The organism is Tepidiforma thermophila, assembly GCF_002563855.1.
Taxonomy (GTDB): Bacteria; Chloroflexota; Dehalococcoidia; order Tepidiformales; family Tepidiformaceae; genus Tepidiforma; species Tepidiforma thermophila.
On sequence record NZ_PDJQ01000001.1, the window covers coordinates 842,195 to 856,321 of the forward strand.

The following is a 14,127-nucleotide window of genomic DNA, read 5'->3' on the forward strand; positions in this document are numbered from 1 at the left end:
CGCACCATAGGCAGCCCGTCTCCTGCCGTCAACCCTCCCGCCAGCCGCCGAACCGCTGCTATGCTTTTCCTGAAATGAAAGTCCTCGCCATCGAATCCTCCTGCGACGAGACCGCGGCCGCCGTCGTCGAAGACGGCCGCGTGGCCCTGTCGTCCATCGTCTCCTCCCAGGTCGACCTCCACGCCAAATACGGCGGCGTCGTCCCTGAGGTCGCCAGCCGCCAGCACCTGCTGAAGATCGTGCCGGTCATCCAGGAGGCGCTCGCGGCGGCCAACTGCACCCTTGACGATATCGACGCCGTCGCCGGCACCCGCGGCCCCGGCCTCGCAGGGAGCCTCCTCGTCGGGTACAACGCCGCCCGCGCCATCGCGTTCGGCCGCGGCCTCCCCTTCATCGGCGTCAACCACCTCGAAGGCCACATCTACGCCAACTGGCTCGTCGAAGGCCCGGAACCCGAGTTCCCCGCCCTCTGCCTCGTCGTCTCCGGCGGCCACACCGACCTGGTCTTCATGCGCGGCCACGGCCAGTACGAACGGATCGGCGGCACCCGCGACGACGCCGCCGGCGAGGCGTTCGATAAAGCCGGGCGTCTTCTCGGGCTCCCCTTCCCTGGCGGCCCCCACATCGCCCGCGCCGCCCTTGAAGGCGGTCCCTCCTCGCTCGAACTCCCCCGCGCCTGGCTCCACGGCACCTTCGACTTCAGCTTCAGCGGTCTCAAAACCGCCGTCCTCCACACCGTCCGCGAAGGCCGCTACCCCGTTCCCGAAATCGCCTGGGAATTCCAGGAGTCCGTCGTCGATGTCCTCGCCGGCAAGACGGCGCGGCTCGCCCGCGAGCTCGGCGCCCGCAACATCCTCGTCGCCGGCGGCGTCGCCGCGAATGCGCGCCTCCGCGAAGAGCTCCTCCGCCGCTCGCCGGTCCCCGTCCGTATCCCGCCGCCGAAGTTCTGCACCGATAACGCCGCCATGATCGGCGCCGTCGCCGGCTTCCGCCTCGAACTCGGCGAGCGCACCCCGCCCGACGTCGACATCTTCACCACGAACGACTGGGCCGCCGTCTAACCCGCGGCCAGCTGCCCTAGCGCGTGCAGGTCCCCCGCCCGGAGCAGGTCTCCGGCGGCTCGTCCGGCGGGATCCGGGCGCGGCACAGCTCCGACGGGATGCACGCCTGGTCGGTCACCAGCCCCCAGTACTTCGCCAGCGCTTCCTCCGGCGTCTCCGGCCCGTAGCTGAACAGGACACGGTCCAGGTCGCCGATGGTCACCGTGGCCAGCCCGTCGACCGGCACCCCGTTCGCAATGAACGACCACCGCTCGGTCGCCGTATTGCACAGCTGCTCGCCGGAGGGGAGCACCAGGCACGTCCGCTCGGAGGTGACCCCCGGGAACGACGGGTCCGTCAGCCTGAACCCGAGGCTGCGAAAAAATTCGTCCCATGTCGCCAGCGTCGAATGCACATGCACCACCGTGAAGCGCGGCGCGTGGATGTGGACGTGTTCGCTCAGCTCCCGGCCCTCGGTGTCCGAAAGGAACTGCGGCTGCCCGAAATCGAACCTTTGGCCCCGGATCACCAGCGCGAAGTCCGCGTGCTCGTGTGTTGCCGCCCGCGGGCCTGCCGCCGTCCAGCCGGGCCCCGGCTGCCCCGCCGCGCTCCCCTCGCCGCCGTCCCAGCGCCACGCCAGGAGCCCGCCCAGCACCACGACGGCCAGGGCCAGCACGGCCGCTGTCGCCGCCCAGCCCCCCGTGCTCCCCGGCACGCCCTTCTCGAACCATCGCATACCGCCATTCCTCCCTGCGGTCGCCCGTCACGCCCGTCGGCATGGCCGGAGCTGCGGCCGCGCCCCGCCGTCCCCTAGGGTGCGTTCGTCGGCGTTGGCGCGGGGCTCGCAGCGCCCGTCGGCGAGGCCTCCGGCGTCGCGGTCGACCCCGCCTGCGCCGTCGCCGTCGCCAGCTGGGCCTGTACCTGCTGGAAGAGGCTCCGCCAAGCGTCCATGTTCGCCGGCGTCCCGGCCCCGAGCGGCTGCCCGTTCACCAGGAAGCCCGGCGTCCCCCGGATGCCGAACGAACTCGCGGTCCGCTGCTGCTCCGTAACCTCGTCCAGGTGCTCCGAGCTCTCGAGACACTGGTTGAACTTCTCCGTGTCCAGCCCCAGCTCGACCGCGTACTTCTTCAGGTTCTCATCCGAGAACCGCCCCACGTTCAGCTTTTCATCATCAATCTGGCCCGCCTCGGCCTGCACCAGGAAGAGCTTGTTGTGGTACTCCCAGAACTTGTTCTGGTCGGCCGCGCACATCCCCGCCAGCGCCGCCCGCACCGACTCCGGCCCGAGGATCGGCAGGTTCTGGTACTCCAGCTGCACGATGCCGGGCTTCACAAACTCCTCGATGATGTCGATCTCCTGCTCACCGGTGAACTTCAGGCAGAACGGGCACTGGAAATCCGCGTACACCGTCAGCTTCACCGGCGCATCGTCCTTGCCCAGCTTCATCCCGTTCGCGAGGTCCGTGGGCAGGTCGTTCGCCTTCTCCCGCAGCCGGCTCGCGATGTCGTCGCTCGACCCCCCGCCCGAAGTAGCCACCACCGCCACCAGGATCGCACCCAGCACGACGATCACGGCCGCCACGATCAGCACAAACGGCCTCGTGAAAATCTCGCTTCCCCCGCCTCCCGTCCTGCGCGGCGGCGGTGCAGAGGCGCGCGGGGTGCGCTGCGGCCGCGTCCCCTGCGTCCGGCTCAGTTCGCGGCGTGCCTGGCGATTCGACATCGGGCTCTTCCTGTTCGAAAAGGTGGAATCACACGGCGGGCCGACGGGCAGCGCCTGCCCGCCGGCTCAGCCCCGAGATTACCACCCGCCCCGCTACGGGATACGGAAGCCCCGTTTACACAGCTCCCCTCGCCGCCCCACCTGCCTCCCCGCCCCCAGCTGGAAGCTTGGAGCTTGGAGCTTGAAGCCTGACCAAACAGGCACGCCCATCACGCTCCCTCCCGGCTCCCGGCTCCCAGCTCCCAGCTCCCGGCCCGCCTGCTCTCGCCCAGCCCCTCCCCCAGATTGGAGCTTGGAGGTTGGAGCTTGACAGGCCGAACCCGCCCGCAACACCCGCTCCCCGCTCCCCGCTCCCCGCTCCCAGCTCCCAGCTCCCCGCTCCCACCTCCCGGCTCCCCGCTCACCGCTCCCAGCTCCCAGCTCCCGGCTCCCAGCTCCCAGCTCCCAGCTCCCAGCTCCCCGCTCCCCGCTCCCGGCTCCCGGCTCCCAGCTCCCGGCTCCCGGCTCCCGGCTCCCAGCTCCCAGCTCCCCGCTCCCAGCTCCCAGCTCCCGGCTCCCGGCTCCCAGCTCCCAGCTCCCAGCTCCCGGCTCCCGGCTCCCCGCTCCCGGCTCCCAGCTCCCAGCTCCCAGCTCCCAGCTCCCGGCTCCCGGCTCCCAGCTCCCAGCTCCCAGCTCCCAGCTCCCCGCTCACCGCTCCCCGAGGCCGCTGCCCCGCAGGCGCGGGTCCAGCTCGTCTCGGAGCGCATCGCCCAGCAGGTTGAAGGCCAGCACCGTCAGGCTCAGCGCCAGCCCGGGGAAGACCGCCAGCCACCACGCCGTGTTGAAGTACGCCCGCGCCTGCGGCCCCAGGTCGTTCCCCCACGATGGCTCGCCCAGTGGCAGCCCCACGCCAAGGAACGTCAGCGCCGACTCCGCAAGGATCGCCGCCGGCAGCGTCGTGCTCGCCACCACAATCACCAGCGGCCCAATATTCGGCAGGATGTGCCGGAACATCAGCCGCGCCTCCGAGCAGCCGATGACGCGCGCTGCCTCCACGTACATCCGCTGCCGCTCGACCAGCACGCCCCCGCGGATGATCCGCATGATCACCGGCGTGAAGATGATGCTGATCGCGATAATGACCGACCGCAGCCCCGGCCCCAGCCACGTCGCCACCACCAGCCCGAACAGGATCGCCGGGAACGAGAGCAGCACCTCCGCCAGCCGGCTGATCAGCGTGTCGACAAACCCGCCGAGGTAGCCCGCCAGCAGCCCCAGCACCGTCCCGCCCACCACGCTGATCAGCACCGTCGCAATCCCCACCATCAGCGACGGGCGCGCCCCGTACACCACCCGCGAGTACAGGTCCTGCCCGTTCCGGTTCGTCCCGAACCAGTGGTCCGCGCTCGGGCCCACCAGGATGTCCGAGCCGAACTCCTTCGGGTCCGTCGTCCGCATGAACGGCGCATCCGCGAAGACCGCCATCAGCACCAGCCCGGCGATCACCAGCGCCGAGGCCGTCCCCAGCGGCTGCCGCCGCGCGAACCGGCGCAGCCGCCCCAAACCGAAATCGATGCGCCGTCCCGGGATTGCGAGCACGCCTGCCTGCGCTTCGGTGGCCATCCTTGCTTTCCTCCCGCGTCCTTACACCCGCAGCCGCGGGTCGGCCCACGCGTACAGCACGTCGACGATCAGCGTGACCATCAGGAACGAGGCCGCAATCGTCACCGTCACCGCCTGGATCGTCTGGTGGTCCCGGTCGGCCACCGCTTTCGCCGCCATCGACCCCATCCCCGGGATGCCGAACAGCTGCTCAATCACAATCGAACCGCCGAGGATCAGCCCGAACTGCAGCCCCAGCACCGTCAGCAGCGTCAGCACCGAGTTCCGGAACACGTGCACCCAGACGACGCTCTGCTCCTTCAATCCCTTCGCACGCGCCGTCCGCACATAATCCGCGTAGAGCGCCTCGATCATGCTCGAGCGCACGATCCGCGCCACGTAGGCCGAGGCCCCGATCGCCAGCACCAGCGCCGGCAGGACCAGCAGGGCGAAGTGCGTCACCGGGTCCTCCGTCAATCCCCGCCACTGCTTCACGGGTGTCCAGCCCCACCAGTAGGCCGGCAGGTAGATCACCAGCGTCCCCAGCCAGAAGTTCGGCACCGAAAGCCCAAGGATCGAGAAGAACCGCGCCGTATAGTCGCCCACGGAGTGCGCCCGCACCGCCGAGAGCGCCCCGATCGGCACGCCGATCGCCAGCGTGAAGAAGACCGTCACCAGCCCAAGCTGGAGCGTCGTGAAGAAGCGGTCGCGCAGCTCCGGCGTGATCTCCCGGCGCGTCGCCGTGGAAAGCCCGAAATCGCCGCGGAGCGCATTCCCCAGCCAGAGCAGGTACTGCTCCGGCTTCGACTTATCCAGCCCGAGCTCCTTCTTCACAACGGCGATGCACTCTTCGCACGCCGAACCCGAAGCGCCCAGCCGGATCGTCGCCGCATCAGCCGGCAGCGCCCGGATGAGCGTAAACGAAAGGATCGAGACGCCCAGCAGCGTCACCGGAAAGAGCGCCAGCCGCCGCAGGATGTACGTCCGCATCGCATGCTCCTCCCATCGCGAAAAGGGGGAAGGGCGGAACGGGGCGGTCCCGCCTTCCCCCCAGCGGTGTCAGGCGTCCAGCCAGATGTCCTGGACGCGGAAGAACCCGGTGCCCGCGTTCGCGTACATGAAGTCCTTCTCCGGGTAGTTCTTCACCCGGTCGCGGAAGGCCGCGTAGGCGAACTCCGGCACCGGCAGCGGAATGGCCGGCCCGTACTCCTGGTGGATCACCCGCACGATCTCCTGCACCTTCTGCTTCCGCGCCTCGGGGTTCAGCTCCTGCGCCTGCGCGTTCCAGAGCTGCTGCATCCGCCCGGCGAACGCCGCCGTATCCGACTTCGGCGAATCCGGCCGCAGGTTCCCGAAGATCGCCCCGTAGCCCACCGGCACGTAGTGCGCCAGCGCGTTGTAGTCCGGGATCGTCTGGAGCGAAAGCTCCCACGCGATGAACAGGTCCCACGGCTTCGGCGCCTTCTCCGCGAAGCCGGCCACCGCCCGCGCCACGTAGGTCGCCGGGTCCACCACCTCCACCTCGACCTTCACGCCGAGGTTCTGCTCCAGCTGCTTCTTCACGAACTCCGTCGCCGTCGCGAAGATCGGGATCGCCTGCATCGTCACCATCTTGATCGTCGGGAACGTCTGCGACCCGCCGGCCTCCTGCCACAGCTTCTTGGCATCGCCCGGGTTGAATGCCTGGAGCTTCTTCAGCTCCTCCTGCGAAAGCCCGTACCCCTCCTTCGCGAACTCCGAGGCCGTCGGCCCGCCGTACAGCCCCTCGCCCAGGTACAGGTTCTTGATGAAGGCATCCCGGTCGATCGCCATCCAGACCGCCTGCCGCAGCCGCTTGTCCGTCCACTTGAAGTTGTCGAACTGCATAACCAGGTGGCCATTGGCCGGGCCCTTCACCACCTTGATCCCCTTCTCCCGCCCCAGCTCGTCCGCCACCAGCCGGTCGATGTTCACGACCGTCAGCACGTCCAGCTCGCCGGCAAGGAACTTCGCCTTGATCGTCGCCGGGTCCGGGATGATCGACTCCTCCCACGCGTCGATGTACGGCCCTTCCTTCACGTAGGTCGGCGAGGGCGGGTCATGCTGGAAATAGTTCGGGTTCCGCTCGTACCGCGTACCGGTCGGCTCCCGCTTCACCATCCGGTACGGCCCGCTCCCCGCGTTCATCACCTTCATCAGGTCGCCGCCGTTCGCCTCCACCACCTCCTTCGCCACCACCGCAAACGCGCTCGAACCGAGCGCAATCACGTTCGAGGCGAATGGGTTCTTCTGCTTGATGACGACGGTGTACTTGTCCGGCGTCTCAATCTTGTCGATCCAGCCCCACTGGATCTGGTTCACCTGCGAGCCCTTCGTCAGCGCCACCGGGAAGCGGGTGTACGAGTAGGCCACATCCTCCGCCGTCAGCTCCCGCCCGTTCGCCACATCGGGCTGGAATGTCACCCCCTGGCGCAGCTTCACCCGCAGCGTCAGCGGGTCCACCTGCTCATGCTCGACCGCCAGGTCGTAGCACACCGTCTTCGTCGAGACCTGGTACGTCCACAGGTGCGAATACGCCTTCGCCGGGTGGATCGGGTTCGTGACCACGATGTGCGGGTCGAGCCCCGTGTCCGGCGAGGCCTTGGCGATCCGCATCGTCCCGCCGCGCTTGCCCGCCGGCGCCGGCGTCGGGCTCCCCGCCGGCTGCGTCGCCCCCCCGGAAGGCGCCGTAGCAGTTGCGCCGCCCTCGTCGTCATCGTCGTCGCCGCAGCCGACGCTCAGGCCGGCCGCCCCGAGGGCCGCCACCCCGGTCCCTGCCAGGAAGGCACGCCGCCGGATGCGGGCGCGCCAGTAGCGGCTCCAGTAGGTCGATTCCATCGCAGTCCCTCCCCTGTTGGTCGCCCGGAAAACGCTTCGGTCCAAAACTTTGGCTGTCTGGCCAATCTCCGGGTCACGGGTAGTATAGGCACGGCTCCGTCCATTGCAAGCATCGACGCCGCCGATACCACCCCTTCACGAACCGCCCCGCTCGCGGTACACTGTCCGCCGCTGGACGACCGGCCAAATCCTTGCGGTGGTAGCCAAATGCCGAGCCTCGCCGAAATCAACCCCCTCGCACCCGAAACCGCCGAGTGCCCCTTCCCCTTCTACGAGGCCATGCGCCGCGAATGCCCCGTCTACCAGGTCCCCGGCGCCGGCTTCTTCATCGTCTCCCGCTTCGAAGACGTCCTCCACGTCCTCCGCCACCCCGAAATCTTCTCCTCCAAGTCCGGCCCCGGCCTCCGGCCGGTCCCCGATGAGGAGATCCTCGCCATCATGCGCCAGGGCTGGATGCCCGTGAACACCCTCCTCACCCAGGACCCCCCGGCCCATTCCCGCTACCGCGCGCTCGTCAACAAGGCCTTCTCCGCACGGCGAGTCGCCAGCCTCGAACCCTCCATCACCGCCATCGCCAACGACCTCATCGACCGCTTCATCAACGACGGCGAGGTTGAGCTCGTCCGCCAGTTCGCCGTACCGCTTCCCCTCACCGTCATCGCCGATGCCCTCGGCGTCGACCGCGCCGATATGGACCGCTTCAAGCGCTGGTCCGATGACTCCGTCGCACCCCTCGGCGGCTTCCTCACCCGCGAGCGCGAGATCGAGTGCGCGAAGTCCATCGTCGAATTCCAGCACTACTTCGCCGAGCGCCTCGAAGAGCGCCGCACCAGCCCCCGCGACGATATCCTCACCGACCTCCTCAACGCCCATATCGGCCTCGAAGGCGAAGAATCGCGCCCGCTCGATATGGCCGAGATGCTCAGCATCCTCCAGCAAATCCTCGTCGCCGGGAACGAAACCACCACAAACCTCATCGCCTCCGGCATGATGCTCCTCATCCATCACCCGGAGGTCATGCAGCGGCTCCGCGCGCAGCCCGAACTCATCCCCAACTTCGTCGAAGAAGCCCTCCGGCTCGAATCGCCGGTCCAGGGCCTCTTCCGCCAGGCCGTCGTCGACACCGAAATCGGCGGCACGCCCATCCCTGCCGGGACCCGCATCCTCCTCTCCTACGCCTCGGCCAACCGCGATGAAGCCGAGTTCCCCCACGCCGACCAGATCGACCTCGAGCGCGAGGCCCCCGAAGGCCACCTCGCCTTCGGCCGCGGCATCCACTACTGCCTCGGCGCCGCCCTCGCCCGCCTCGAAGCGCGGATCGCCTTCACGCTCCTCCTCAGCCGGCTCAAGAACATCCGCGCCGCCGAGGGCAAGAACGACTACACGCACGTCCCCAGCGTGATCCTCCGCGGCCTCAAGGCCCTCTACCTCGAGTTCGAACCCTCCTGAGGAGACCCCGTCCCCGATGCAGCTCCGCGATACCCCCGAACAGGCCGCCTGGCGCGAGGAAGTCCGCGCCTTCATCCGCGACAACCTCCCTGCCGAGATCCGCGGCGTCACCGGCTTCTTCTACGACCCGCGCACCAACCCTGCCTTCGGCCAGTGGCGCGACGCCCTCGTCCGCCGCGGCTGGATCGCCCCCGCCTGGCCGAAGGAGTACGGCGGCGCCGGCATGACCGTCGTCGAGCAATTCATCCTCAACCAGGAGTTCGCCGAAGCCGGCGCCCCGCAGCCAGGCGGCCTCGGCGTCATGATGCTCGGCCCGACCCTCATCACCCACGGCACCGAAGAGCAGAAGCGCGAACACCTCCCCCGCATCCTCAGCGGCGAAGTCATCTGGTGCCAGGGCTACTCTGAACCCGGCGCCGGCTCCGACCTCGCCTCCCTCCAGACCCGCGCTGTCCGCGACGGCGACGACTTCATCATCAACGGCCAGAAGATCTGGACCTCCTTCGCCCACTTCGCCGACTGGTGCTTCCTCCTCGCCCGCACCGACCCCGACGCCCCCAAGCACCGCGGCATCACCTACTTCCTCGTCGATATGAAGTCGCCCGGCATCACTGTCCGTCCCCTCGTCAACATGGCCGGCGGCCACGACTTCAACGAAGTGTTCTTCGAAGACGTCCGCGTCCCGGCCCGCAACGTCGTCGGCGAGGTCAACCGCGGCTGGTACGTCGGCGCCACCACCCTCGATTTCGAGCGCTCTTCCATCGGCACCGCCGTCGGCCAGCGGAAGAGCATCGAACGGTACACCGCCTGGCTCCGCGAACACCGTGCCGAACTGCCGCCCTCCACCGCCGCGGCCGCCCGCCTCGCCTGGGCCGACCGTGCCGTCGAGGTGCAGGTTCTCACCCTCCTCGCCTACCGCATCATCAGCATGCAGGCCGCCGGCAAGATCCCGAACGCCGAGGCGTCGATCGCCAAGCTCTTCACCTCGGAAACCGGCCAGCGCATCGCCCATACCGCCCTCCGCATGCTCGGCACCGCCGGCGTCCTCATGGACCGCTCCGCGCCGTTCAAAGGCGAAGCCGCCCGCGCCTACCTCAACGCCGTCTCGCTCACCATCGCCGGCGGCACCAGCGAAATCCAGCGCAACATCATCGCCCAGCGCGGTCTCGGTCTCCCGCGCGACTGACGTCAGGCTTGCCGGGGTGGGGGCCGGGACCTCGGCCCCCACCCCGCCTCACAGCAGCGGGTACTCGCCCTTCGCCCAGCGGATCCCCCGCCGCAGCAGCTCCACGTACTCCGGCACCTCCCACGACCCCGGCTCGAACCGCGGGTACTCCGGGAACTGGAACCGCCCCGCCGCGCTCCCGAACGCCTGCCCGCCCGGGGCGACCAGCATGTCGTATCGGCGCCGCCGGTGCCCCGGCGTCAGGTAGAGCACCGCCCCCTCCCCGAACGGGTGCAGGTACAGCACCGGCCACTCCCGCTCCTCCGGCCACGACGATTCCGCGAAGCCCGGCGCCTCGCCCCCGAACCGCGTCGCCAGCAGCGGCCGGACCTCCCCGTGGTACTCGCACAGGTACAGCTCTTCTCCCTCGCCGGTCTCCCAGCGCCCCAGCCCCTCTACCAGCGGGTGCTCCGCCACCGGCCACACCGGGTAGCGCCCCACCGGCGGGTGCGCGATGAACTGGCTCCCCAGCGTCTCCATGTACCTGCGCAGAATCCGCGGGCTGTGCACCCCGTCCGGCTCCATCTCGAACACCGCGTTCGTCCCGTGGAGCGCGAACCACCGCCCCCCGCGCTCCACGAACCGGGCCAGGTTCTCCACCTCGGCCTCGCTCGGGCGCAGGTCGCACGTGTACGTCACCAGGAACCGGCAGCCCGCGATCCCGTCGATATCCCGGAAATCGCGCCCCACCAGCACCCGCACGTCCTCGTGCTCCGCCAGCAGCTCCAGCAGCCGCAGCCGCGGGTAGTCGAAATCGTGCCAGTTCCCCCCGCAGACGAGATAGCCGTCGATCCGGCCCATCGCGCACCCTCCTTCGCGCGTCGGCGCCCCGGGCTAGAAGTCCACCCGCTTCGTGAACCCGCCATCGACCACCAGGTTCACCCCGGTAATCCACGAGGCTGCCGGGCTCGCCAGGAATGCCACCGCCCGCGCCACCTCCTCCGGCGTGCCCATCCGCCCCATCGGCTGCTGCTTCAGCGTCGCCTCATAGAACTGCGGCATCGCCTGCCTGATCATCGCCCACGGCCCGCCCTCGAAGTAAATCGGCCCCGGCGAGACCACGTTCACCCGGATCCCCTTCGGCGCGTACGCCTGCGAGAGCGCATTCGCGTAGTTGATCAGCGCCGCCTTCATCGCCCCGTAGCCGTTCGGCTGCCCGAACGTCTCCACGGCCGCCGTCGTGCTGATGAACACCACCGCCGGGGCATCCGACTTCTCGAGGAACGGCCGGGCCGCCTCGAACCCGCGGACCGCCCCCAGCATGTCCACCTCGAAGTTCTGCACGAACCCCTGCTCGCCCGGCGCCGCGCCCCCGCTCGTGTTGCTGACGAAGATGTCGATCCCGCCCAGCTGCTCCCCGGCCCGCGCAATCCAGGCGATGTACTCATCCCGCTTCCCCACGTCGACCGGCTCCGCGACGACCGTCACACCATGGCGGCGCAACTCCTCCGCGGCCGCGTTCAGCCCATCCGGCGTCCGCGCGCAGATGCCCAGGTGCACGCCCTCCGCCGCCAGCGTCTCGGCGATCGCCCGCCCGATGCCGCGGCTTGCACCCGTAATCAGCGCACGCTTTCCCTTCAGACCAAGATCCATCTCACACTGCTCCTTCCCGGGATTCGCTCCCGAACAATACCGAGTGGTTCACGCCAGGGTGACCGTCCCCGTATCGCCGTCGACGGTCACCAGCTGGCCCTCGCGGATGACCCGCGTGGCGTCCTTCGCCCCGACGACCGCCGGGATGCCGTACTCCCGCGCCACAATCGCCGCGTGGCTCAGCATCCCCCCGGTCTCCACTACCAGCGCAGCGGCCGGTACGAACAGCGGCGCCATCGGCGCATCGAACACCGGCAGCACCAGCACCTCGCCGGGCTGCACCTCCGTTTCCAGCGCCGCATCCACGCTCGCGATCACGCGGGCTGGGCCCGTCGCCTTCCCGGGGCTGACGCCCTGCCCGTGCAGCGCCGCCGCGCCCGGCCCGGCCGCCTCGCCGACGGGCACCAGCTGCGTCGGCAGCTCGAACACTCCCTCCGGCAGCCGGTAGCCCTCCAGCCGGCGGTACTCCTCCTGCCGCTCCCTCACCGCTGCTTTTGCTGCGGCCGGGTCGAGCGTTTCGAACTGGCGCACCTCCGCCAGCCGCAGGAAGAACACGTCCTCCGTCTGCTCCAGCGCGCCCCGCTGCACCAGCCGCCGCCCGATCTCCAGGAGCGGCGGCCGGAACGCCCGGCAGGCCCGCGCCCAGTTCGCTTTCGTCCCTTCGCGCCCGCGGTTCAGCCGCTGCGCCATCACCAGCGTCTCCCGGAACTGGCGGCGCACCCGGTTCGGCAGCAGGCTCTCCACCCGCGCCTCCAGCCGCTCCCGCGCTGCCGCCGTCCGCGCTTCCTTCCGGTGCGGGTCCGCCGAAGCCGGCGCCGCCATATCGGCCCGCAGCGCCCCGAGCAGGAAGCCCGGCGCCTCGTCCCACGTCGGCGTGGAGGGGTCGGTCTCCCGCTGTCCGCGGTAGCCGTACTCCCGGATCAGCTCCCGGTAGCGCGTCGCGAACGCCTCCCACGCCGGCGAAACGGGCGCCGCCAGCCGCGCCAGCAGCGCCTCCGTCGGCAGCTCCGCGAACGCCGCCGCGATCGCCGCGCTGTGCCGCCCTGCCCGCGCGAGGTCCCACGTTGCCTTCCCGGGCTTCGCGCTCTCCACATCCCGCAGCGCGCTCGTCAGCGTCGTGACCCAGGTCGCCGGGTGCTTCGGCACGTGCTGGTCCAGCAGCCCCGACAGGATGCCGGTGTACTCCGCACCCCCGACCGACACGATCACGTGCGAAACGAACAGCCCGGCGACAACCTCGATGTTCTCGTCGATCGCCCGCAGCAGCTCATCCGCCCGGAGCCGCGGGTATTCCCGCGCCCACGCCTGCCGGTACGCCTTCGTCGAAATCTCCGCCCCGCGCGCAATCTCCCGCTCGGCGTTCCGCCAGCGCGCCATGATCCGCCGGCGGGCAGCCTTCGCCCGCTCAATGTCCTGCGCCTGTCCCGCCGTCAGCTCCTCCCCCTCGACGAACTGCTGGAGCATGTCCGTCCCGCCGCCCACCTGGTAGGTTGACGTAATCGCCATCGACCACGCCACACCGAGCGTCCAGCGGCCGCCGACCACCCCGAGCACGTTCATCGCCGGCGGCGGCGCCGTCGGCACCAGGTCGAGCACGCCCAGCTCCTCCGCCATCCGCGTCGTGAACCGGTAGTCCCACTGGTTGATCAGGTCCGCCGTCAGCGGTTTGATGACCCCCGGCAGCACCTCCTCCACGTTCCCGGTCGTCACCAGCCGGTAGCGCGGGTTCGGGTCCGCATCCCACGAGCACAGCTTCTCCGTCATTCGTCTGCCCCCTCAGTACTGTGCCGTGCCGCAATCGACCGAGATGCACGCGCCCGTGATCCCGGCCCCCGCCTCGCTCGCCAGCAGGAGCGCAACGGCGGCCACCTGCTCGACCGTATTGATCTCCCCGGTCGCCGTCTTCGCTTTGAAGATCTTTTCCACCATCTCGTCGAGCCCCGAGAGCCCCATCGCCTTCGCGGTCGCATCGCCGGAATCCCGCACCGCGTCGGTGATGATCAGCCCCGGGCAGATCGCGTTGCACGTGATCCCCAGCCGCCCCACCTCGAGCGCTGTCGTCTTCGTCAACCCGTTCACCCCGTGCTTCGCCGCCACGTACCCGGCCATCCCGGCCGCCCCCTGCTTCCCCTCCACCGACGAGATGTTGATGATCCGGCCCCAGCCGCGCGGGATCATCTGCTGGAGCGCCCATTTCGTCCCGTAGAACACCCCGCCCAGGTTCCAGCGGATATCGTTCTCCCACGCATCGTCATCGAGGTGCGCGATGGGCGCCGGCCGGGTAATCCCGCCCGCGTTGTTCACCATGATGTCGAGCCTGCCCCACCGCTCGACGGCCGTGTCGACCAGCCGCTTCACATCCGCGCTGTTCCGGGCGTCGCCCTGCACGAAGACTGCCCGGTCGCCCGCGCACAGCTCGGCGAGCGCCTGCTCCCCCTTCTTCGCGTCTCGCCCGTTGAAGGCCACCATCGCGCCTTCCCGCAGGAAGGCTTCCACCAGCCCCCTGCCGATCCCGCGGCTGCCGCCGGTGACCGCGGCCACCTTCCCTTCGAGCACCTGCATCTGCGTCCCTCCATCTGCCGCAGGGCGCGCTCAACCCACGCCCTGCGCTGCTGCCGGACGCTTTTACCACATTGCCCGAAAGTTTGGAAGAGCGGCCAA

The 14,127-nt window shown here is 69.6% G+C and carries 12 protein-coding genes; 3 read left to right on the forward strand and 9 right to left on the reverse strand.

Annotation, left to right across the window (positions count from 1 at the left end):
- Positions 1-74 precede the first annotated feature (74 nt).
- Entirely contained in the window at positions 75-1,061 is a 987-nt protein-coding gene (gene tsaD / locus A9A59_RS03985) for a tRNA (adenosine(37)-N6)-threonylcarbamoyltransferase complex transferase subunit TsaD (protein ID WP_098503046.1), read from the forward strand.
- Between the two features lie 16 nt (positions 1,062-1,077).
- Here the strand turns inward: tsaD and A9A59_RS03990 are convergent, their stop codons facing one another.
- The 5 genes from A9A59_RS03990 to A9A59_RS04015 form a co-directional block, all read right to left on the reverse strand.
- Complete coding sequence (locus tag A9A59_RS03990; protein WP_098503047.1) at positions 1,078-1,776, reverse strand: hypothetical protein; 699 nt, start codon at positions 1,774-1,776, stop codon at positions 1,078-1,080.
- A 74-nt stretch (positions 1,777-1,850) separates the two neighbouring features.
- Complete coding sequence (locus A9A59_RS03995) at positions 1,851-2,762, reverse strand: DsbA family protein (protein WP_098503048.1); 912 nt, start codon at positions 2,760-2,762, stop codon at positions 1,851-1,853.
- 687 nt (positions 2,763-3,449) lie between these two features.
- On the reverse strand, positions 3,450-4,364 hold the full coding sequence (locus tag A9A59_RS04005) for an ABC transporter permease (RefSeq protein ID WP_098503049.1): 915 nt from the start codon (positions 4,362-4,364) through the stop codon (positions 3,450-3,452).
- Between the two features lie 21 nt (positions 4,365-4,385).
- Entirely contained in the window at positions 4,386-5,333 is a 948-nt protein-coding gene (locus A9A59_RS04010) for an ABC transporter permease (RefSeq protein ID WP_098503050.1), read from the reverse strand.
- Positions 5,334-5,402: 69 nt separating this feature from the next.
- Complete coding sequence (locus A9A59_RS04015; RefSeq protein WP_098503051.1) at positions 5,403-7,199, reverse strand: ABC transporter substrate-binding protein; 1,797 nt, start codon at positions 7,197-7,199, stop codon at positions 5,403-5,405.
- Between the two features lie 207 nt (positions 7,200-7,406).
- On the opposite strand from A9A59_RS04015, the gene A9A59_RS04020 reads away from it, so the two are divergent.
- Positions 7,407-8,648, forward strand: a complete 1,242-nt coding sequence (locus A9A59_RS04020) for a cytochrome P450 (RefSeq protein WP_106427057.1) — start codon at positions 7,407-7,409, stop codon at positions 8,646-8,648.
- 16 nt (positions 8,649-8,664) lie between these two features.
- On the forward strand, positions 8,665-9,834 hold the full coding sequence (locus A9A59_RS04025; protein WP_098503052.1) for an acyl-CoA dehydrogenase: 1,170 nt from the start codon (positions 8,665-8,667) through the stop codon (positions 9,832-9,834).
- Between the two features lie 48 nt (positions 9,835-9,882).
- Here the strand turns inward: A9A59_RS04025 and A9A59_RS04030 are convergent, their stop codons facing one another.
- From A9A59_RS04030 to A9A59_RS04045, 4 genes are read right to left on the reverse strand one after another with little or no spacing between them, the layout of a single operon-like run.
- Positions 9,883-10,674, reverse strand: coding sequence for a ThuA domain-containing protein (locus tag A9A59_RS04030; RefSeq protein WP_098503053.1), 792 nt, complete (start codon positions 10,672-10,674; stop codon positions 9,883-9,885).
- Between the two features lie 33 nt (positions 10,675-10,707).
- Positions 10,708-11,466, reverse strand: coding sequence for an SDR family NAD(P)-dependent oxidoreductase (locus A9A59_RS04035; protein ID WP_098503054.1), 759 nt, complete (start codon positions 11,464-11,466; stop codon positions 10,708-10,710).
- Between the two features lie 48 nt (positions 11,467-11,514).
- On the reverse strand, positions 11,515-13,230 hold the full coding sequence (locus A9A59_RS04040; protein WP_098503055.1) for a PEP-utilizing enzyme: 1,716 nt from the start codon (positions 13,228-13,230) through the stop codon (positions 11,515-11,517).
- Positions 13,231-13,242: 12 nt separating this feature from the next.
- Entirely contained in the window at positions 13,243-14,028 is a 786-nt protein-coding gene (locus tag A9A59_RS04045; RefSeq protein ID WP_098503056.1) for an SDR family NAD(P)-dependent oxidoreductase, read from the reverse strand.
- Positions 14,029-14,127 lie beyond the last annotated feature (99 nt).